The 22142-nt window shown below is 34.9% G+C and carries 13 protein-coding genes and 5 pseudogenes; 10 read left to right on the forward strand and 8 right to left on the reverse strand.

What is annotated here, in order from left to right:
* Positions 1-634: 634 nt before the first annotated feature.
* The 3 genes from mutS to AAGD79_RS02900 all read right to left on the reverse strand — a co-directional run bounded on the left by mutS (position 635) and on the right by AAGD79_RS02900 (position 4585).
* The gene (gene mutS / locus AAGD79_RS02890) at positions 635-3130 is read right to left on the reverse strand and encodes a DNA mismatch repair protein MutS (RefSeq protein WP_341811575.1); all 2496 of its coding nucleotides are present in this window, start codon (positions 3128-3130) and stop codon (positions 635-637) included.
* A gap of 274 nt (positions 3131-3404) precedes the next feature.
* A complete protein-coding gene (locus tag AAGD79_RS02895) occupies positions 3405-4217 on the reverse strand; it encodes an ankyrin repeat domain-containing protein (protein WP_341811576.1) in 813 nt (270 codons plus the stop codon).
* Between the two features lie 185 nt (positions 4218-4402).
* Positions 4403-4585, reverse strand: a complete 183-nt coding sequence (locus AAGD79_RS02900) for a hypothetical protein (protein WP_341811577.1) — start codon at positions 4583-4585, stop codon at positions 4403-4405.
* Between the two features lie 397 nt (positions 4586-4982).
* Here AAGD79_RS02900 and AAGD79_RS02905 point away from each other — a divergent pair, with 397 nt between their 5' ends.
* Complete coding sequence (locus AAGD79_RS02905; RefSeq protein WP_264723269.1) at positions 4983-5690, forward strand: TerC family protein; 708 nt, start codon at positions 4983-4985, stop codon at positions 5688-5690.
* Between the two features lie 32 nt (positions 5691-5722).
* Here the strand turns inward: AAGD79_RS02905 and guaA are convergent, their stop codons facing one another.
* Positions 5723-7285: a glutamine-hydrolyzing GMP synthase gene (gene guaA, locus AAGD79_RS02910; RefSeq protein ID WP_341811578.1), complete on the reverse strand. Its 1563-nt coding sequence runs from the start codon at positions 7283-7285 to the stop codon at positions 5723-5725.
* A gap of 1080 nt (positions 7286-8365) precedes the next feature.
* Between guaA and AAGD79_RS02915 the strand changes: the two genes are divergently transcribed.
* Positions 8366-8563: a hypothetical protein gene (locus AAGD79_RS02915; protein WP_155968442.1), complete on the forward strand. Its 198-nt coding sequence runs from the start codon at positions 8366-8368 to the stop codon at positions 8561-8563.
* A 482-nt stretch (positions 8564-9045) separates the two neighbouring features.
* Here the strand turns inward: AAGD79_RS02915 and AAGD79_RS02920 are convergent, their stop codons facing one another.
* Positions 9046-10242 (reverse strand): ankyrin repeat domain-containing protein, encoded by a 1197-nt coding sequence (locus AAGD79_RS02920; protein ID WP_341811207.1) that lies wholly within the window; start codon positions 10240-10242, stop codon positions 9046-9048.
* 428 nt (positions 10243-10670) lie between these two features.
* Here AAGD79_RS02920 and mutL point away from each other — a divergent pair, with 428 nt between their 5' ends.
* From mutL to AAGD79_RS02940, 4 genes and pseudogenes are all read left to right on the forward strand, one after another.
* Positions 10671-12470, forward strand: coding sequence for a DNA mismatch repair endonuclease MutL (gene mutL / locus AAGD79_RS02925; RefSeq protein WP_341811208.1), 1800 nt, complete (start codon positions 10671-10673; stop codon positions 12468-12470).
* A gap of 67 nt (positions 12471-12537) precedes the next feature.
* On the forward strand, positions 12538-13476 hold the full coding sequence (locus AAGD79_RS02930; protein WP_341811209.1) for a helix-turn-helix transcriptional regulator: 939 nt from the start codon (positions 12538-12540) through the stop codon (positions 13474-13476).
* A gap of 171 nt (positions 13477-13647) precedes the next feature.
* A pseudogene (locus AAGD79_RS02935) lies at positions 13648-13767 on the forward strand (DNA repair protein RadC); the annotation flags it as partial.
* Positions 13768-13844: 77 nt separating this feature from the next.
* Positions 13845-14709 (forward strand): annotated as a pseudogene (locus tag AAGD79_RS02940) (IS982 family transposase).
* On the opposite strand, the gene AAGD79_RS02945 reads toward AAGD79_RS02940, so the two are convergent.
* Complete coding sequence (locus AAGD79_RS02945) at positions 14668-15096, reverse strand: hypothetical protein (protein ID WP_341811579.1); 429 nt, start codon at positions 15094-15096, stop codon at positions 14668-14670. The pseudogene AAGD79_RS02940 and the gene AAGD79_RS02945 overlap by 42 nt on opposite strands.
* 177 nt (positions 15097-15273) lie before the next feature.
* Between AAGD79_RS02945 and AAGD79_RS02950 the strand changes: the two genes are divergently transcribed.
* Positions 15274-16347 (forward strand): hypothetical protein, encoded by a 1074-nt coding sequence (locus AAGD79_RS02950; RefSeq protein ID WP_264685342.1) that lies wholly within the window; start codon positions 15274-15276, stop codon positions 16345-16347.
* Positions 16348-16672: 325 nt separating this feature from the next.
* Here AAGD79_RS02950 and tnpA read toward each other — a convergent pair.
* Positions 16673-16969, reverse strand: a pseudogene (gene tnpA, locus AAGD79_RS02955) (IS200/IS605 family transposase).
* 184 nt (positions 16970-17153) lie between these two features.
* Here tnpA and AAGD79_RS02960 point away from each other — a divergent pair.
* Together AAGD79_RS02960 and AAGD79_RS02965 are read left to right on the forward strand one after the other, a co-directional pair.
* Positions 17154-18539 (forward strand): hypothetical protein, encoded by a 1386-nt coding sequence (locus AAGD79_RS02960; protein WP_264685343.1) that lies wholly within the window; start codon positions 17154-17156, stop codon positions 18537-18539.
* Positions 18514-20760: a hypothetical protein gene (locus AAGD79_RS02965; RefSeq protein WP_341811580.1), complete on the forward strand. Its 2247-nt coding sequence runs from the start codon at positions 18514-18516 to the stop codon at positions 20758-20760. Before AAGD79_RS02960 ends, AAGD79_RS02965 begins: the two co-directional genes overlap by 26 nt.
* Positions 20761-21011: 251 nt before the next feature.
* Here the strand turns inward: AAGD79_RS02965 and AAGD79_RS02970 are convergent.
* Positions 21012-21876: pseudogene (locus tag AAGD79_RS02970) on the reverse strand (IS982 family transposase).
* A gap of 96 nt (positions 21877-21972) precedes the next feature.
* Between AAGD79_RS02970 and AAGD79_RS02975 the strand changes: the two are divergent.
* A pseudogene (locus AAGD79_RS02975) lies at positions 21973-22134 on the forward strand (DUF2924 domain-containing protein); the annotation flags it as partial.
* Positions 22135-22142 lie beyond the last annotated feature (8 nt).

Consider the following 22142-nt stretch of genomic DNA (forward strand, 5'->3'; position numbering starts at 1 on the left):
ATAGATCCCAGACTGGGATGACAAAAAAAGGAGCACTGGGATGACAGCAGTCCTACTTCATACCGCCGCGGTATCTCTAGATCCCGCTGCGGGATGACGATTGTCGTTTAGCTATAAATATTAAGAAATTTACCGAATAAAAAAAAAGGCAAAAGAAGCCCTGGGGTTATTATCCGCTTTAAAATATTGGCGTTTTTTATGTTTTAAACGCTTGACAAGCGAGATTCAGCCGCTTTTAATTGCAACTAACTTACGCTGCAAATGTTTAAGAAATTTACTAAGCAGAAAAAAAGACAAAGAATCCCCGAGTTAGCTAGTCTTTTACTATCTCTGTCGAGTATTGGCATTTTTTGATGTCTTGTAACGCTTTATAAGCGCGTTCAGCTTATTTAGATAAAAATCTAGATGTAGATGAAGTTTTGTAAAGACATACAGTATCTATATACTGCAAAAAATTGAACATAAGACGCCGATACATTAAGTAATCCTTACCTTTTAATCTGCAGATTGGCGAAAGCAAATACAATAGCTTCACTATCATGATAAGGGCGCTGGCGAAGGGTGTCAAGTAAGTTTTTCGTTTCTATAGCTACTACCACGATTGTATAGGTAATTCTTCACTTATAATAATGATTCAAGCCTTCAGCTCCTCAAACACTTCACTTGCTCTATTTAAAACAGAATCAGGAAAACCAGCAAGTTTTGCTACATGTATTCCATATGACTCATCTGCAATGCCTTCAATTACTTCATGTAGAAAAATAACCTCTCCGTTCCACTCTCTTATTTTTACACAAAAACATTTCACGTTCTTCAAGTATTTGCTTACTTTAGTTAATTCATGATAATGAGTTGCAAAAATGGCGCGGCACTTATTTACATTGTGAATATGTTCAATCACCGCCTGTGCAATAGATAATCCATCATACACCCCTGTGCCCCTACCAATTTCATCAAGTATCACCAAGGAACGGTCCGTTGCCTGATTTACTATCGTTGCTGTTTCGATCATCTCTACCATGAAGGTAGAATAACCAGCTGTTATATTATCCGTTGCGCCAACCCTGCTGAATATCTTGTCAATCACTCCAATATGTGCACTCTCTGCTGGCACAAATGACCCCATGTGAGCTAAAATTGCAATGAGAGCGTTTTGCCTCAAGAAAGTGCTTTTTCCAGCCATATTAGGACCAGTAATTAGATGTATACCAGCTAAATTGATGCTATTTGCAATGAATTTATCGTTAACTTCAACCACTGGGTGTCTTCCGCTACAGATATTGAACTCTTTGCTGTCATCAATAATGGGTTTTACGTAATTATTTTGCACTGCAAGCTCTGCAAACGCGGTTCTAATGTCAAGTTTTGCCAAAGCATTTGCAGCAAGAGCAATTTTTTCAGACTCTTTAGCAACTTCACTATACAGTTCACTAAAAATTTTCATTTCTAAGCCGATTGCAGCATCACGTGCCGTAAGAATTTTATTTTCTAGTTCTTTCAATTCATTAGTAGTGTAGCGCATGCTATTTGCTAAGCTTTGCCTATGAATAAATATATCCGAAGTTATTTTGTGATTTGCCGACACTTCAACGTAATAACCAAGTATGTTGTTGTGTAATATTTTGAGTGCGGCAATGCCAGTTAGGTCGCGATAAGATTCACGGAGCTTAGTTACCAACTTGTTACTGTTGTTCAATATATAAGATAACTCAGATAATTCTGAGTTGTATTTTGGGTAGATAAACCCTCCCTCTTTCACGGAACTGAGATTATTATCAAGTATAGCACTATTTAGCAGTTCAAATAGGTCTTTATGATTACCAAGGCTCTTATGTATTGTGCTTAGTTCACTCTCGTCTGATTTTACTGTTATTCCAGCGCGTGACGCTGGCTGGATCTCAGTTTGGATGACATATTGTTGTGGGAGAGATCCATTTTCACCTGATTCAATTTTACATAAGAACTCAGACAATTCTAAAGTCTTTCCTAGGCCTATTTTCAATAGGTTCATATCCTTTGGTGAACCACGCCCTAGTATTAAGCGCGATAAAGACCTTTCAATATCCGGAATGTTAGATAATATCTCTCGTATTTTTCTGCGTGAATCATGATTATTTACAAAAAATTGAGCGGTGCTGAGCCTCAAATTGATTGCCTTGGAGCAAGCAAGGGGTGAAGCGAGCATTTGTTTGAGCAGGCGTCCACCAGAAGCTGTAACTGTATGATCAATAACTGAAATTAGTGAACCTTTCTTTTCACCAAATTGAGTTGAAAACAACTCAAGATTTCTCCTTGCTGAAGCATCAATAAGCATGAAATTTTGTTGCTTATAGGTTTTTGGGAATTCAAGCCTTGGAATGGAGCCCCTTTGCGTTACTCTGACATATTCAAGCAGTGCACCACACGCCATGATTTCTACTTTGCTGAAATTTCCTATACTCCCAAGTTCCCTGATTTTATAAAACTCGCATAACGTTCTGTGAGATTTACTATACTCAAAAAAGCTCTGTGCGTGTTGCGTAATTGATATTTTATAATTTTTTAAAATCGATCTAATTTTTTCGTCCTCAGTGAATTTTTCAGAAATTAATAATTCTCTTGGTGATATACGCAATAAATCACTATCTAGAGCTTTCAAACTCGTTAAAGTGTGAAAAAATTTTCCCGTCGATAATTCAAGCCAACTAATAGCATATTCGTCATTTTGTTCAACTATGGACGCGAGATAATTATTGCTTTTATCCTCCAGTAGTGAATCTTCTATAATTGTACCTGGAGTTACAACTCGCACTACATCACGTTTTACTATGGATTTATAGCCCCTCTTTTTTGCTTCATCAGCAGTTTCTAATTGATCACAGATTGCTACTTTGAATCCTAAATCTATTAGCTTGTGCAGGTAAGATTCACTACTGTGTGCTGGCACTCCACACATTGGTATTTCTTGCCCACACGAATTACCTCTCTTAGTGAGCACTATATTCAGCAATTTCGCAGCTTTAATAGCATCATCGAAAAACAATTCATAAAAATCTCCTAGCCTATAAAATAGCAGATGATCTTTGTATTGAGCTTTCAGGTTCAAATACTGCTCCATCACAGGAGTGTTTTTTTCTTTTACGAAGCTCATAATATTTTTAAATTATTGTATTGATAAACGTTATTATAGATTATATTGCACATGTGAATAACATAAATTTTAAATAGGTGTATAGAGGGGAAAATTTAAAACAATTAAATTTCTTGGATCCAAGTAGTCAGGACACTTGGATGACATAAAGAGTAGGAGTATTTGATGACAAAAAAACAAAAAACGCAGTTGTCATTCCAGCGCGTGACGCTGGAATCCAGAATATCCTAATTACAAGGTTTATTATTTAGTTTGAAAAATACTATAGCTTTTTCTATGTAAGTTGTGGCCCTTCTTTATTATTTTTATTAGCGGCAGTTGTATCATCAACAGATATTTCAGAGCTAACAGTGCTAATAGTTTTTTCTATCGCTTTAGCCTGTTCATAGTCTTGACTCAAAAAATACATGGCCAGTCCAATAGCTATACTAGCAACAAGAGAAGATGCTATCATTACACCTAGTATCATACCACCAGAAAGACTTACTGCAACACACACACCAGCTCCAAGTACAACACCAAGAAAACCACCAATTATTACGCCAGGCACCAAACTGCCTACCATAGCGCTTTCTTTTTTCGTATTAGCTTGTTTTTTCATACTTTTAATAAGCACTTCTTTTGTTTTTCCTTGAGCTAAATCTGAAGGAATTTTATTATCCGCGTTTTGTATCAAAGGATTTGCACTATATGTAACAAGCAGGGTGGTTATTTCTTCAGTTTTATTACCTATAACTGCATGATGTAGTAATGTATTTCCCTCTTCATCTTTAAAGTTTATATGAGTACGGAATTCTTCATCTAGATTTCTTATTGGGTTGTTTTTTGCATATATCCTAGATTGTATTGCTCCATCTAAGTATTGTATTACTTGTTCTAGTGATTGCTCGCCAGGATTTTGTATAAAATGAAGCAGAATTTCGTGTACTATCGCTTCCTTTGTAGTTTGTGGGCATTGTAAAGCGTAATTAAATGTCTGTGTAGTAATAACTTCTTCTTTTCTTTTTTTAAGAACAACCCTTAAATCTTCAATCGCCTTTTCACCATCTTTTATTCCAAGAATTATTGAATCCAAATTATTTATCATGCTATCCTCCTTGGTTTGATTGCATTACTCATTAATAAATAGTATAATAAATCCTGCTAAAAGTCAAGCAATTAATTAATAAGTTAATACAATCCTCCAAAAGGAGCTCCTTACTTTTTGTTCAGCATGTCCATTGGATCAGACTCTTTAAGCTTGCTGTTTGCTGAATTTATTCATCATAATAGCTACAATGTGCTATCGAAGTTCTCTGTAATCTTAGTTGGTTCTTCTAGAATATTCAAAATATCAGTTGCACAATAAACCCGATCTCTCTTTTCTTGAGAAGTTTGTGAAACGATGCCTAAATCTTCAAGCTTTACGATTGCTCCTTGGGCTGTTGTAAATACGACACCTAAGTTTTCAACCACTTTCCTTATAGTAAAGTAAGGGTTTAAAGACTATTAACTAAATCATTGTCCCATTCAAATTTTGGTGGCAAGGGGCTTGGTATAAATGCCTGATAACCAGCGAATACTTTGCCTGATGGTGATCCTTTAATATACATTCATTCAACCTAGCACACTATTTTTATAGTATATATTATTTTCAAATAAAGTCAAAAATGAAAATAAGGCTTTATCTTATTTGCGTGCATGAAAATAAGAAACTCTCTTATTATTGATTTTGCTCAAAAACGAAAATAGAAGAAGCTGCTGAACTTTATATATCCTGTTTTTCTGGAGAACTGCTATAAAACTTCTGAGTGAAGTCACTTAATTTTTACACATCTATTGTAGAGTAAGAAGAACCGAATTTGAAACAAAAATGTTAACTGATGCTTGGACTTTACTGACACTTACACTACTTGAAACTATACTTAGTGTAGACAATTTAATCTTTATTTCTCTAGCAATAGATAAGGTACCAAATGCGCTGAGAGAAAGAGTGCGCCTTATGGGCCTTGGATTAGCACTATTAATGCGTTTTGTAATACTATTTTTTACATCATCTATATTGTCAATGCAAAAACCTATATTTCACACTGCATCAGCAAGGGATTTACTTATGATCGCAGGGGGATTATTCCTTATTGTTAAGAGCTCTATGGAGTTACGGGATGACATCTTTGTATGTAAGAAAAATAAAAGGAAAGCAAACGTTAAATCAAAATTTTTTTTAGTTGTGCTACAAATTATATTAATAGATTTAGTTTTTTCGGTTGATTCGATATTAACTGCTATAGCACTAACTTATAACATGGTAATAATTGCTACAGCATTTACATTTTCCATGCTAGCAATGCTGTTTTTATCAAGTTATACCGCCCAGTTAATCAAATCTAACCCAGGGTTAAAAATAATCGCCATTTTATTTGTTTTACTTGTCGGTGTGTACCTCATACTTCATGGATTTCATATAGAATTACCAAAAGGATATTTGTATTCTTCATTTATGTTTGCACTGCTTGTGGAAATTATAAGCAAAATAAAGAAAATTAACCGTCATACCGCGATTCATTCGCGGTATCTCTAGATCCAGCTAACAAGCAGCGGGATCTTTTTGATTCACTCCCACTCAATAGTTGCGGGTGGTTTAGAAGTGATATCATAAACAACTCTATTTACTCCGGGAACATTATTAACAATTATACTGCCGACATTGCGTAAAAAATCCCAAAATACTAGCAAGTGTTGATCCTTATCTTCAAATGGAAATGCATCGGCTGTCATACCATCAGATGATGTTACAGCCCTTAAAGCACAAACATATCCATACGTACGACCATCTCCCATAACGCCTACAGTTTTTATTGGTAATAATACAGCAAAAGCTTGCCATATCTTATCATATAGATCGTAATTTTTCATCGTATTAATATATATTTCATCTACTTGTTGCAATATTTGCACCTTTTCTTCATCGACTTCACTTATAATCCTCACTGCAAGTCCGGGTCCAGGAAATGGATGTTGAAATATTATCTCATCTGAAAGCCCAATTTCTTTTCCAAGTAGCCTTACCTCATCTTTAAAGAGGTAACGTAAAGGCTCCACTAACTTCAGATTCATCTTTTCTGGCAACCCACCAACATTATGGTGAGACTTAATTGTACTAGTGTTGTCTGAGGCATGCCCTGACTCAACTACATCAGAGTAGATGGTACCTTGCATCAAAAAATCCACATCACCTATTTTTTTTGCTTCTTCTTCAAACACTTCAATAAAAGTGTTACCGATAATTTTTCGCTTTTCTTCTGGATCAGTTATTCCCTTCAACCTACTCAAAAATAAATTTGATTTATCAACGTAGTTTATCGGAATCTCTTTCAACATAGCAATAGTCTGGTTCTTGCGTAACAACCCAGTATCAATGAAAATACAGTTCAATTGTTTTCCTATAGCTTTATGTGTGAGAGCCGCTGCAACACTTGAATCAACCCCACCACTCACTGCAGCGATTACTTTTTTCTCTCCTACTACATTTTTGATTTTTTCCTTTTGCTCCTCAATAAACGACTTCATTGTCCAGTCCCTTTCGCAATTTGCAATATCCAAGAAGTTAGAGAGCAATTTACTGCCATTTGTTGTGGGCTTAACCTCAGGATGGAACTGAGTACAGTAAATCTTCCGCTGTTCGTTGACAATCATTGCAATTGTTTGATTTATCACACCTGATGCAATAACAGTAAATCCATGTGGTATAGTATCAACACTGTCCGCATGGTTCATTAATACATCCACTTCAGAATTAACATCCCAGGTATCCTTTACAATGGGGGATTCTTTTAGTATCTTGATTTTAGTTCTACCAAACTCCTGTTTGAAACTCTCTTTTACTTTTGCTCCAAAATAATGACAAATGAGTTGCTGTCCATAGCATATTCCAAGTATAGGAACGTTTGTTGCCTCATTAAGTTTTATAATTTCATGTACTACTCTACTTGTTTCAGAACAATCATCATTTACAGATTGTGGTCCTCCAGAGAGAATAAACCCATTGAATTTTGATATTGTTTCAAAACTGATGTTGCTTGGAAATATCTCACAATAAACGCCCATTCCTCTTACTTGTCTTGCGATAAGCTGTGTAAACTGTGAACCAAAATCAATAATGGCAATTGCTGACAATTTGCTCCTCCATATTATTTAAAATGATATCTGATAATAAAGAAAATAATGGAGTAAGTAAACCAAGACCTCTTTAAAAGCTTTAACGTGTGGTGCAAGTTAGCTATATAGCTAATTTTCCTACACCATACCGCTGCGGCGCTAACTAGTAGCGGAATGACAGCAATCTACGTCATACCGCCGCAGTATCTCAGCCGCTAACAAGTAGCGGGATGACGGTTGTCAGGCTAGCTGTCATCCCAGTGCTTGACACTGGGATCCAGGAAAGTTTGCTTGTGAGCAAGCAAATTAGCATAGAAAAACGTTTTCGATGAGATTGCAGAAAGGCTGGATTCCAGCGTCACGCGCTGGAATGACACCTTCCGTATAAATATTAAAAGATTTACCAAATGAAAAAAAAGGCAAAAGAAGCCCCATGGTGGTTGGCTATTTACTATGTACTAAAATATCGGCGTTTTTTTTATTCTAAAACGCTTGATTAAGAGCGATTTAGCTGCTTTTAACTTGCAACTAACCTACACCGCAAGTGTTTAAGAAATTTACCAAGCAGGAAAAAAGGCAAAGAAACCCTAGGGTAGCTAGTATTCAAATTCTCCCTTGTCAATTTGACGTTTTTTGCTGTCTTAAACGCTTTGTAAGCGCGTTTCAGCTTATATAGGTAAAAACCTAGAAATTTTTAAAGACATGCGATGCACGTAGTGCGAAAAATTAAACATGAGACGCCAAATACCCTAAGTTTTTTGTCATTAACCTGCACAGATTGCGAAGATAAATAAATAGCTTCAGTTTCATGATATGTATAACAATGTTACAAAAAATAATATCATAGAATTCAATAGGATAATTCCTAGAAAACCCCTACATACTAAAAAAAGCAAAATGCTGTTAAAATGAGCTTAAGAATAAATAGCAAACATCTAACATAACAATTCTATTTGTAAATCAGGTGAGACTTATCCTATAGAAAGCTTTCGAACTACGCAAGCGTATCTTTTGCCTTTAGTATTTCTTTAAACCTGCTGCAAAAGAGTAGGAATGGTTATAAAATAGGGAGGTATAGCAAGAGAATAGAGAGGGAAGATGAGCTTAAACTACCATAATCTAAAAGAACATCCGAGAAATTTTCGAGATGTAACAGGTTTGAAAATAGAAGAATTCGAAAAGGTTGTAGAAAAAGTGCGCCCAGAGTGGGAAAAAGTTCAAGAACAGAAGAAATGCCATGGAAGAACGTCAAGATTGCCTGTATTGGAAGATAAAATACTCTGTATAATTCTATAGACCTGCTGCAAAAGAGGAGATATTTAAAGAGAGATGTAGCAAGAGGGAATGAGCTTAAATTATCAAATCAACGTTATTCTACTTTACCTCACTAGCATTTTCCTTACCTTGAGCCTTACTATTACTCACAAATACAAACGTTCGTTACATAGCTCTTAATATGTCTACAGAGACGAAATTTCCCGAATTATTTATAATGGACCCTTACGATCACATTCTGGGGACGTACATCAGAAAACTTTTATATTATTAGTTTTGTAGTAAAATTATATGAGTACATCGTATCTATTAAATCAGAAGCTTTATGGATTACAGATTGAGAGCTTATTTGTTTGGGGTTATCTGGTTTATACTTAGCTTACTTAGTAGTGTAGCTAATGATATAGCTCTTTTTACAATAATCCGAACAGACCGTAATATGCTACTGGCCTGCTATAGCCATAAACACATATCTTATCGCATTCGGACTATTATAAGAAAGGCTATATATTTGCTCCTTTTGCAATTAAGCTCTCTACTATTTTTAAAGAAAAACCATTATATGCTGCATTATGTAAAGGAGTCCAATTCTGATCATCCACGGTGTTAATGTTTGCTCCATTTTTAATTAAAAAATCACTCACCTCGAAATGACTTTGCTGAATTGCTAGATGCAAAGGTGTAAAACCTTCGTTTTTTTTAGCATTAACATTGGCTTTTTTCTCTATTAGTAGCTTCACTACTTCTAAGTGACCATTCTGAGATCCTATATGTAAAGCTGTGGAATTATCGTGGTCCTTAGCATTAACATCAATTCCCCTTACGAGAAGAAGAGACTTAACTACTCCAAAGTGATTACGTTCTGCTGCTAAATGTAGAGGTGTAAGATTCTCATAATCCTTAGCATTAACATTAGATTTTGCTTTTAGTAAAATGTCTACTAACTCTAAAAAGCCATTTTGAGACGCTAAATGTAGAGGTGTAATCTTATCATCTGTTTTTGCATTAACGTTTGCTCCCGCTTCAAGCAGAACTTTAACTATATCTAACCTACCAGTTTGTGTTCCCAGATGTAAGGGTGTAATGTTTGCATCAACTTTATGATTACCTATGCCTGAAGATCCAGCGTTAATATTAGACCCTTGTGAAATAAGAGCTTTAACTACTTCGAGGTTACCATTTTGTACTGCAGAATGCAAAGGTCTTGCTCGATCATTATTTACAGCATTAACATCTAATCCCTTTTCAATAAAAACATTTACTATATCTAGATGACCATTCTCTGCTGCTAGGTGTAAAGGTGTATTAAGTTTATCTGTTTTAGTACTAAGATCTGCTCCATTTGCAATCAAGGTGTTGACTATATCTAAATATCCTTGCTGGGATGCAAAACTTAAAGGTGTAAAGCCTAGAATGGTCTTATGGTTTACATCTGCTCCATGAGCAATAAGAAAGTTAACCATCTCTAAGCGATTTTTTGCAATTGAAAAATACAGTGGCGTAAAGCCATCGTACTTAATCTCTGAATTAATATCTAAACCTTCTCCTAATAAAGTGTTGACTAAATCCAACTGACCATTTCCTGCTGCTAAATGTAGTGGTGTAAGACTAAGATGTTTCTGAATTTCATAATTTTCATTTAAAAACTCTACAAAAAATTGCAGCTGATCCAGATTATTAGATATTCTATTAGTAAACATAAAGGCCTCGCATGAAGAATTTATGTAAAATATAGTATCTACAAGTTTTTAAGCAAGATAAATCTTCTTCTTAAAAAAGATACTGTAATCCAATCTGTATGCTTATAACTTTTTCATTTGATCATGAGTAGATCAGTTGTCTCAGCTGCAATAGAGACACCTGCCTTAAGTAGCTACGTCAATTTTCTCTGTTTTTGCCCCTTTTTTTCTGATGAAGATGTCTTCATTCTTCTCAGTAGCCAATATTCTTTTTAAAGAATAATCGTTACGTGCACCAAGGAACTTAGAAAGAACAATAGGAAATCCACTTAAAAAGCATTAATAATTATACATAATTCTAATGATCTTCATGAAAGGGCTTAGAATAGAATTTAATAGACAATCTGATTTTAATTGATATTAAACTGATCAGACTGAGAGTTGAAAATATGGCAATAATTCTTTTAGACACAAAAACTATAAATCGTATAGCAGCGGGAGAGGTAATAGAAAGGCCAGCGAGTGTAGTAAAGGAATTAGTAGAAAATGCAATAGATGCTGGAAGTTCAGAGATAGAGATCAAAATAGAAAGTGGTGGACGTAACCTTATAACTGTGACAGATGATGGAAATGGAATAGAAAAGGACGACTTAGAACTAGCATTTATGAGGCATGCCACTTCAAAATTAAGCGATAGTGAGTTAATAGAAATCAAGCACCTTGGGTTTAGGGGAGAAGCTTTACCTTCAATTGCAGCAGTAAGCAGAATGAAATTATCGTCTAAGGCAAGTGGAGCAAAGGAATCATGGTCTATAAGGTATGAGGGAGGAGAAAAAATAAGAGAGATTACCCCTTGTTCTTTGTTGCAAGGTACATATATTGAAGTTCGTGACTTATTTTTTGCTACACCAAATAGACTAAAGTTTCTAAAAACCGAAAGGGCAGAAACACAAAGTATTGTTGATATTGTGAATAACTTAGCGATGATTAATTATAGTATTGGGTTTACTCTCACTTCTGGTAATAAAAAGCTCTTAAAATATGTTAAGCAAACTTCGCTGTTCAACAGATTATGTGAAATAGAAGAAGAATTTCAAAGCAATTCACTGGAAGTTAAAGAGGAAGAAGAAGGCATCAAACTTAAGGGACACATCTGTAAACCTAATGTCAATCGTGGCAACTCAACTCAGATTTATACGTTTGTTAATGGAAGGCCAATAAAAGACAATCTACTTGTTGGTGCAATTAGATATGCGTATCACGATTTTATTCCAAACAATAGGTATCCTTTTGCAGTGTTGCATTTAGAAGTACCATATGACCAAGTAGATGTAAATGTGCATCCAAATAAATCGGAAGTAAGATTTCAGAATAAAAGGCTAATATATGAAATAGTGAGAAGAGGGATAATAAAAACACTATCAACGAGATTTGCAGCGGGTGATCAAGGTATTGAAGAGGAGCTAATTTTTAATGATAGTAAAAGCCAAGAGCAGGTTGATAGTCAAGAGAAAAAAGATCAAAAAGAGTTTTATGAAAAGAGACCAAGTCTTTTAGAAAATCGTCTAATGAAAGAATTCAATGCACCAGATGAAAGAAGGCAAAGCTTACCAGAAACGTTTAAATATGGAGAATCTCCACCCCAAAAGGGAACGATGGTTTTAGAAAGGAAGCAAATTGATTTAATAGAGGATTATCCTCTGGGATATGCACGCTGTCAGGTCTACAATACTTACATTATTGCTGAGGCTAAAGGCAAATTAATTATAGTAGATCAGCACGCAGCTTATGAGAGATTGATATACGAGTGCTTAAAGCAAAAATCAAGCATAAAAAGACAAAAACTTCTTCTTCCTGAAATAGTTGAGATTAAAAACCAAGCAGGGATGGAGATGGTTGAAACTTATAAAGATAAGCTTTTTGAAATGGGTTTTGGTATTGAAATAGAATCAGAAGATAAAGTAAGGGTGAAAGAAATACCTGCAATTTTAGGAACAATAAATGTGAAAGAGATGGTGATGAATATAGTTGATAGATTAATGGAGATAGGAGATACGCTACCTATAGAAGAAAAAGTGTTAGCTACCATTGCGTGCCATGGAGCTGGAAGGGAAATGAAGTTGGAGGAGATGAATGAGTTGATGAGACAAATGGAGGAAACACCGTATGCTGGGCAATGCAATCACGGAAGACCAACGTATATAGAAATGAAACTAAGTGATATAGAAAAATTGTTTGAAAGGAGATGAGTTCAGTTTGTCAAAAAGGTTCCCAATTAAGTATACGTAACGGCTCTTCTGATTATGAGTATAAAATGTGAAAAAAGAGAATAAATGCTCTAATTTTTTAGATTACAAAGTAATAGGACAGGAAGTAAGAAATCGTAGGTTAGCAAAGGGATATACTCAAAAAGATTTAGCAAAAAAAATCGATACAACATATCAGGTAATACTGCAATATGAAAAAGGAACACGCAGAATTTCAATTAAGAAGTTATATGAATTAGCAGAAGCATTATCAACAACTGCTAGAGATCTAGCTTGCGTACAAGAAGTATCAAATGAGGGAAGGTATGAGGGAGAAGAGGTATTAAATCTAGTAAGAAGACATAGAGAGATTAAGGATCAAGAATTACGTGAAACGTTTTATTTATTAACTAAATTCATCCGTATTAGTGAGGAAGAAAGTGGAAAGGCGGTAAAAATAGAAGTAGCAAAGGGTTTGGTTAAGGAAGGAGTTTCTGCTCATGTTATCTCTCAAACGACCAGTTTATCTATTGATGAATATGATAATGATGAGAAAAAAATTTCCATTCCGTATAAAGTAGGTCAAAGAATAAAAGAATGGAGGTTGAGAAGAGGATACACTCAAGAAGATTTAGCAAGTAAAGTGGGTATAATAAATCAAAGAATATATGAATATGAACAAGGACGAGCTGGTGTTTCACTTGAAATGTTAGATGAAATAGCAAAGGTACTATTAATTAGTATTACAGACCTACTTCCAGAAACAACAGAAAATGAGAATAGTGAAGTGGAACTATCAAGGTTAATAGAAGAATACAAAAAGATTAAAAGCCAAGAACTACGTAATGTACTAATAAAATCTCTGTTTGAAAGCATACAAGTTTGCAAAGAGAAAGTGAAGAGAGTAGAAAAGATGAAAATTACAAAGAATTTAGTTAAGGAAGGAATTTCTATCAATATTATTTTAAAAACAGTAGACATCTCTTTGGACGAAATTCAACAAGTTTAAAATAAAGAAATCGCCATATATTAATATCTTTACCTATTCATAAAAAAATAAGCAAAAAAGATTTAAAAATTGATTTGACTTCACTCAAAAGCTATGGCCTTATGCCAATGCTGACAAAAAAACAGCAGTAAATATATAAAAACATTTTGTTATTAGTGAAGGGTAATTTTTATGAATAATAAGAAAGATCGTAGAGAAGAAATAGAATTCAGAGCATTAGAAAGCAACGGTAAAGCTCTACTTGATCGTGAAGTAATAGAAACGTTTCTAAACCCCAGTTATGGATTAGAAAACAGATAAAAGTAGAATTAATAAAGAGGGAAATAGGGTAAACTCAAGTATTTTAACAATAATTTAAGAGGTTACCCATGAAGAAAGATATTACAGAACTTTACTGCTGCGTCGAGGATTTTTGTCGTGTAGTAGATGAAAATTTTGCAAATAAGTTCTTATCAAATGGCAAAAAACCAACCAGAGTACCAGAAATAGCGCACTCAGAAATGCTAACCATAATCCTGTTATACCACCAATCGCCATGTAAAAACTTCAAGGCTTTTTATCTTTGTTACCTTAAGTTACTCTATAGATCAGAATTTTCAAAGATGCCTTCATATCACAGATTTATTGCCTTAAAGCCGAGAGTTTTACGGTATTTAGCATTACTTCTTCAATGGTTCTGCGAACAAGCGAAAATGACAGGTACTTCCTACATTGACACTTCTACGATTGCCATTTGCCACAAGAAAAGGATCTCTAGGAACAAAGTTTTTGATGGTTTAGCAGAAATTGGTAAGAGCACGTATGGTTGGTTTTTTGGCTTTAAATTGCACTTGGTGATTAACGAAATTGGAGAAATTCAATCACTTACTCTAACCAAAGGTAACGTTGATACCTGTGCCAACTATAACTAAAAGACTGACAGGACTTTTGTTCGGAGATAAAGGCTATATCAAGAAGGAGCTCTTTGAGGAACTCTTCGATAGAGGTTTAAAGCTTGTCACTAAAGTGAAAAAAGGCATGAAAAACGCACTAATCTCACTAAAAGAGAAGGCTTTATTGAGAAAAAGGTCGATTATTGAGACAGTCTTTGGTTGTTTAAAAAATAAATTTGAGCTTGAACATACACGGCACAGATCGCCAATAAATTTTCTGGTACATATTTTTTCTACATTAATTTCATATTCCATGCAGTCAAAAAAGCCTTCTATTTCTAAGCCTTACTGTGTTGGTTAATCCATAACTGGGGTTATAAAGAGCTTTTTCTTTATCTTTTTTTAAATCATAAAGCTCTGATGAGTTATCTATGCTGAACAGGTAATTTGCCACTTCAGTGTTTCCTTGAGGAGAATAGATTAAAATGTCTACTTCCCTTAGGGGGTGATCATCATTAAACTTTTCTAACAACTCTTTATCGGTAATTTCCTCTATCGCTACAGCAGCTTTACTGATCTTTTTCAGCTCAGAAACATTATCTCTTGAATTTTCAAGTATGTCTTTAGCCTTGTCTAGCAGCTGCTCATATAGAATTATTTTTTCTTCATTATCAAGTAGCTGACAATGCTTCTTCAACTTTTCAGTGGAGTAAGACAAGAGATCCATTTCTTTCAGTTTTACAATCACAATACCCAACTTTGATTGAAATTGAAATAATTTTTACAAGATGTGTTTTTCTAGTGTAAATGCCCGTTAAACTTGTTATTATAACTCAAAGTAAATCAATAAGTCGTGTAATATTAACAATTAAATAATATTTATCACGATATGATCGAATAGTAATGAAATTAAGTGAGGGTTACAATGAAAAAAATAAATGGTAAAAAATTGTCTAGTAAAATGTTAAAAGCGGTAGAGCGAATAGCAAAAGAAGGGTTGTTACCTAATTTTATAAAAGCTGTTCCAACAGCAAATAAAAAGATTAGTAAATTACCTGTATTGGAATATCCTGAAGAGCTCAATCCATTTCGATCAGCTTTATGCAAGATAAGGCTAAATGAATATGAAAATATGAAACTAAATGAATTTTTGGAGAAAACCATTGCAGCTAGAAATGTAAACGAGTTAAGTAAAGTTATCGATGAAGCTTTGGACTTAGGGATAAGAATAAATGCTTGCAACAAAGATGGCTTTAGCCTTGCTAACGTTACAATGTTTAAGATGTATCGTGATGAGTTCAAAGGAAATAAACAAGAAGATATAATCAGGAAGTTAGCCTTACATGGAGCAGATTTTAATGTACAAGTTGATAAGAAAATAGCTGAAAAAGTGCAAAAAGAAATTGAGCCACAAATATATAGTAGGCTCAAAAAGCTCAGAGAAATCGGAGAGAACGCTACTATAGAAGGAACTGTTGAAAATGTAGAAATTGATAATAAGACCTTCTATATGGAATTTTCACATAGCTGCATAGTTGATGTTGCCAAAGTTGTAGAAGGCGCAAAAAACTTGGGCCTGAGCAAGGGAGATTTAAATCTCGGTGGCAATATCATAAAAATAGGTGATGGTGAAGTTGAAGTTAAAACTGGGAAGGACGGCAAAAGAGACTACGTGGATATATCAGATAGCAGTGCTTTTGCAGTCACATTTTATACTAGCCTAGGAGAGCTAAATTTAATGGTATATCATGACACAGAAGACTATCATCAAGTACAAGTTGAGGTGGAAAACGAAGAAATGTGGAATGAGTTGCAAAAAATAGGAGAAATCATAGGACAGGGGTGTTTATTTGGTGGAATGTCTATTAAAGAAGCAGTAGAAAGAGGCAGTTTTACTAGGTGTGGAAGGTGGGGTGACCAAAATTCTAAAAGTAGTGAGACCTTTTCTTGGGTGAATAAATTAAAAAATAACAAGACGACATCCGTAGGACGTTCTTGATCGGAGGCTATGTTTTTACATAGCCTTGAGGAATAAACTATTATAAAGATTTATATAAAGTAATTCTTGAATTTTAATTTAAATTAGGGAATATTAAATAATGAGGTCAATAGCTTAAAGATTTTTCTTGAAAAATTTACCATAATTTGTTCGAGATTCTCCTTGAAAGACAAGTACAGAAAAACTCAACAACCATCACCTATAAGGTGAAGGGTTAAAATTCAATCAATTTGAAATTGATCATTGTCATGAATCGGCTCACCTTCCTGTATTGATATATACTTTTGTATCACTTCATCTGTCAGAACTCACTGCTAAGTATCCTCTAGCCCATAACCCAAAATTGTTTTCGTAAACTTGCGAAATCTTGCATCAGCAACCTCGAACTCGTTCCCTTAAAAAGTTGTACAATTTTACTAATACTTTACTGTGGTTTATATGATATAAACATATGAATGTGATCTACAGTTACCTTGCCTGAGATAATTTGGATCTCATTTTCTATGGCAATCTGTCTTAGCAGTTCTCTAACTCTTACAGCAATTTGGCCTATCAGAATCCTTTTGCGATATTCGGGAATCCATACCAAGTATATCATACTTAGAGTGCGTATTGTATCCATAACGTCGCATATGCGACTATTGTAACTTTTCCTTCGCCTCAAGGCGAGATAATCCCCGAGGGGGGACACTAACTTTTACTTCCCTGAGTTTGCATGCAATTCTTCCATATCTTGGTAATTTTAGTGTTGTAATTTGATTATAATTTTTACATAATATCATGAATTTTAAATAGGAGGGTTTATAATGCCAAGGAAAAAAGTAGAACGTCACGCTACAATACTTAAGAAGCTACAAGATAATGTTAGACATACGGATTCTAATATTACTGCTGGAAGGCGCTTAACTATTGAAAGGTGGGTAAAAACCTATATGAGACAGGTAGAATATCTTAAAGATGATGGGTTACAATTTTTATACAATGTATTCCAAGATGAAAGTTGTTGGTCAGGTATGAAATTGAATAATGTAACGTTAGGTCAGAAACTAGTTGAAGAAAAAGTAGGTGGAATAAAGAATCCACTTTCTAGATATGATATGGCATGCAGGTATTGTGTGATAGATAAAATTCCTCGGCTTTTTGAGGAGAAGTTTGAATTTCATAAGGGTAGGTTTTCTCCTGATGCAGTAGATAGTGATGGTAGACCTGCAGCTAGCAACAACAAGTACATAAGAAGTGATCTATTAGGGTCTATGGAAAGCTATGATCCTGTGTTTAGTTTCTGGATTGACCGAGAATCTGAAGGATTAAAATTAAAAGAATATAGCAATGTAGAAGGTTTTAGAGGAGCTGTAGGTTTTAGATGGAGCGAGGGAGTAGAATATTTTTATGACCGTTTAAGTGAAAAAGAGAGAGAGAAGGAAATTATCGGTGCAATTACTACCTTATCCTCTGCTCAATGTAATCATAATGGTGCTGTTATTTTAGATTTTTGTCTGAACAAAATGAATGCTCAAGGAAAAAACAAACTGTTGAAAAACTCTGAGTTATCAAAAAAAGACAAAGGAATATATTCTCTTTTTAGCGTGTTAATACACCAAAATTTTTTTGATACAGTTCAAACTATAGTTCCAATGTTTAAAAATAAAATATTAGAGGATAGAATACTTTCACCTAAGGATTATGCTCTTCTTCTTTCTTCCCTTTCGGATAAGATCGTTGAAAGTCCTACCTTAAGTACTCAAGCTAGAAAGGTTATGATAGATCTTATAAAGTGTGGTAATTTTAATAGCCACGAAAGAGAGGAAGAAAAGACTGCAGTCTTTTTTTCCAATGGCACAGTGCCAATCAAACATGCTCTTGCAGGATTGATCATTGACTTGGAATTGAGTAGCGGAATAGGTAGTGTTGCAAATGTAAAAAAGAGTGAAATATTAGAAATATTGAAGTTTGCTAAGAAGTTTTGTTCAGCTACAGACTTTAAAAATCTTGAAAAGTCTATAGTTAAAAATCTAAAGATGGTTGGCAGAGCTGGTATGAAAGATGATATAGATTATGATAAATTGGCAGAAAAGCTATTTTCTGAGTTAGAGAAGGAAGCACCTACGCCTCCTCAAGGTGGTGGCTCTGGTGATCCACAGTCTATGTTAGGGAGTGCTGGAGTTAGTGGATTTTCTTGTCACAGAAGATAGAGGTGTTTATATGCATGGTAACGGTGAAAACATTGGGTTAATGAGAAGTCTGTTAAATGGAAATTGCCAAGGTTTTGTGGAAAGGTTTGAATCTTTTTTAGATCAGAGTCCATCTTTTTTACATTCTGTCGGTAAAGACCGTTTCTTTCCTGCATTTTTTTTCGGTATGTTTGCTACTGCACATGATTCTGATGTTGCAAACAATAATGAAAGGATTTTTTTTCGCTTTGATAATAATCCAGATAATCATAGAAGGGGAAATTTAAAGGTTGCTGTTTTAACTAATGAGGTAGATCAAAGAAATAACAGAGTTGTAAGGTGTTACACTATTGCTGATAGGCAAAACAGTTTTGGCTCAAGATTTAGTGAAGAAGAGAGGCAGTGGGTAGAAGACGAGCTGCAGAGGCAGGGTATTAGAAGAAGGCAAATAGCTTGGCAGGAGTATAAAACATTTGTATGGGCATGGAATCAGGGGGAAGATGAGGAAGAAGAAGCAGTAAGGTGCATGCAATTTCGTGAGGGAGAAGCATTTACTGGAAATTCAGCATCTCCGTGTGATGGCTTTGATGAAATTACCAGAACACCTGGATTGCAAAATAATTATTTACCAAATTTAATAAATGGGTTAGCAGACAATAATGCAGTTAATATAAGAGATAATATTGAAGATGTTTTACAGTATATTCTGGATACATATGATAGGTATAACCAATCGTTAAACTTTAATGGTATCGAGTCTGACTACCATGGCTTTTTGTCAGGCTTTCTGATGAATTTTAGGTACCGTCATGTAGTTGGCATTTATCTTGAATTGTTTATAGGAGGAGGGTATACAGATATTACTTTTCTTGTGCGTGGTGTGCAGAGGTTAGGGGATTCTGTGCCTATCATAATTGAGCTTAAGGCAGGAAGAAGAAGTGCTGCAGATGCGTTAGAGCAAGCAGAGAACTACGTTAACAGATGTCCTGTTTCATCACTGTCTATCCATACCTCATCAGGCAATGCTGTCTGTGTGGGACTGAACTTTGACCTTAATCGTAGACGTTTTCAGCTTAGTACAGAAAATTTCTTAGAAAGGGAATATTCTTTAGTAGAAAGATTATTTGAACCCTTAGCAAATCAAGAAGTTGAAGAAAATGTTAGAGATTATTTACTCCATCCATCGTTTGGTGTACCTGCTGTACCTGGTGTGAGGAGTAGAGGTGGTGTCAGCGCTAGAGATAGAAGAGTATTTCTCTATACAACTGGGTTTACTTTTGGAAATACTGCATTTACAAGAAGAAGAGTTGTGTTAAGAGATGGAAATGAGGTATATGTAACTAATTACTTGTTTGAGTATCACGATAACGATAGGATGCTAGGTCCGCAAGGAGGAATTGCACAAGTAAATGTTGGAGATCGTGCTTTAACTATGGTTTTACATGTGTTATTAGGGAGGGAAGAGAGAGTTGTTGTATTTCATATTCGTCATATCTTAGTTCACCAATTTCCCAATGTGGGATTAGATTTAGCACAATGGCCAAATGCTACGGTTTATGAAGTGATGTGCCAATTAGACCCTAATAGAAGGAATGAAGATGATTTAGGCCTAACTGTTAATATAATACCATTCCAGTCACCTGCTAATTATCTGCAGAATAGAGGTAATGCTGTTTTTCAAGGTAACGTTTTACAAGTAGGTGGTGTTAGTAATGTGCACAGTGCTGCAGGCATAATGATGAATACTGGTTGGCAAGTACAAAATCGTCATGCACAAGTATTCCAAGCCATCTCTAATGTGTTATTTCCATTAAGGTGGACAGTAAATAGAGATAACGCTAGGGAAGCAGGGTTTCATTCTATATTGCATGGGTTATTTCACGCTTGTAGTAATCCAGCTAGGGTAATTATTGAGTTTCAGTTGGGAGGAGGGCAGAAAGTGGACTTGGTTCTGTTAAGATCTGTGGAAGCGAGAGATGGTACCCATCCAATTGTAATAGAGTTAAAGTTTGCTGGTACTGGAGAGCTACAGCGAAAAATTGTGGAAGCAAATACTCAGCTAGGTAGTTATTTTAATGCTAGAGGATATAAGCGTATTACCGACGGGGATACAGTAGTTTTAACGTACGCCATCTTCAATGATCGTGCGCAGAGGCCAAATACTCTTATATCAGTTAAGGATATTCTTCGTATAAAAGACAACTTAGGGCATAGTTCTGCAGATGATCTTCCTGGTAGATAAGGGTTATTGAGAGTTTATGTGTCAAATCTAGTGGTATAATGCTAATATATGGTCAAGAGTGTAGTGGTAGAATATATAAAAATTCACTATAAGTTTTCCTTGAATTTTCTTTTTATTTTAAAATTCATTGTTATTAACTCAGTATCATATATTATTAAAAACTTAAATAATATGATCACTTCCAGCAACCAAAACCGCTGCGGGGTGGATTGGTCTTGCGTAGCGTTTGAACTCTTTACCCCAGTTATGGATTAACCAACACAGTAAGGCTTAGAAATAGAAGGCTTTTTTGACTGCATGGAATATGAAATTAATGTAGAAAAAATATGTACCAGAAAATTTATTGGCGATCTGTGCCGTGTATGTTCAAGCTCAAATTTATTTTTTAAACAACCAAAGACTGTCTCAATAATCGACCTTTTTCTCAATAAAGCCTTCTCTTTTAGTGAGATTAGTGCGTTTTTCATGCCTTTTTTCACTTTAGTGACAAGCTTTAAACCTCTATCGAAGAGTTCCTCAAAGAGCTCCTTCTTGATATAGCCTTTATCTCCGAACAAAAGTCCTGTCAGTCTTTTAGTTATAGTTGGCACAGGTATCAACGTTACCTTTGGTTAGAGTAAGTGATTGAATTTCTCCAATTTCGTTAATCACCAAGTGCAATTTAAAGCCAAAAAACCAACCATACGTGCTCTTACCAATTTCTGCTAAACCATCAAAAACTTTGTTCCTAGAGATCCTTTTCTTGTGGCAAATGGCAATCGTAGAAGTGTCAATGTAGGAAGTACCTGTCATTTTCGCTTGTTCGCAGAACCATTGAAGAAGTAATGCTAAATACCGTAAAACTCTCGGCTTTAAGGCAATAAATCTGTGATATGAAGGCATCTTTGAAAATTCTGATCTATAGAGTAACTTAAGGTAACAAAGATAAAAAGCCTTGAAGTTTTTACATGGCGATTGGTGGTATAACAGGATTATGGTTAGCATTTCTGAGTGCGCTATTTCTGGTACTCTGGTTGGTTTTTTGCCATTTGATAAGAACTTATTTGCAAAATTTTCATCTACTACACGACAAAAATCCTCGACGCAGCAGTAAAGTTCTGTAATATCTTTCTTCATGGGTAACCTCTTAAATTATTGTTAAAATACTTGAGTTTACCCTATTTCCCTCTTTATTAATTCTACTTTTATCTGTTTTCTAATCCATAACTGGGGTTAGAGAGAGGAGACGAGACTCACGCGGTAAGGGTAACAGATAAGGGTTTAATCTACAGAGAAGAGTTTTATACGTCATTATCAGCAGTAGCCGGAAAAATAATGGGAATGAGATACAACGGACCTTTATTATTCGGGATGCGTGATAAAAGTGGAAATTGAGGAGAGAG

This window comes from Wolbachia endosymbiont (group A) of Oxytorus armatus (assembly GCF_964027005.1).
In the GTDB taxonomy this organism is placed as follows: Bacteria; Pseudomonadota; Alphaproteobacteria; order Rickettsiales; family Anaplasmataceae; genus Wolbachia; species Wolbachia pipientis.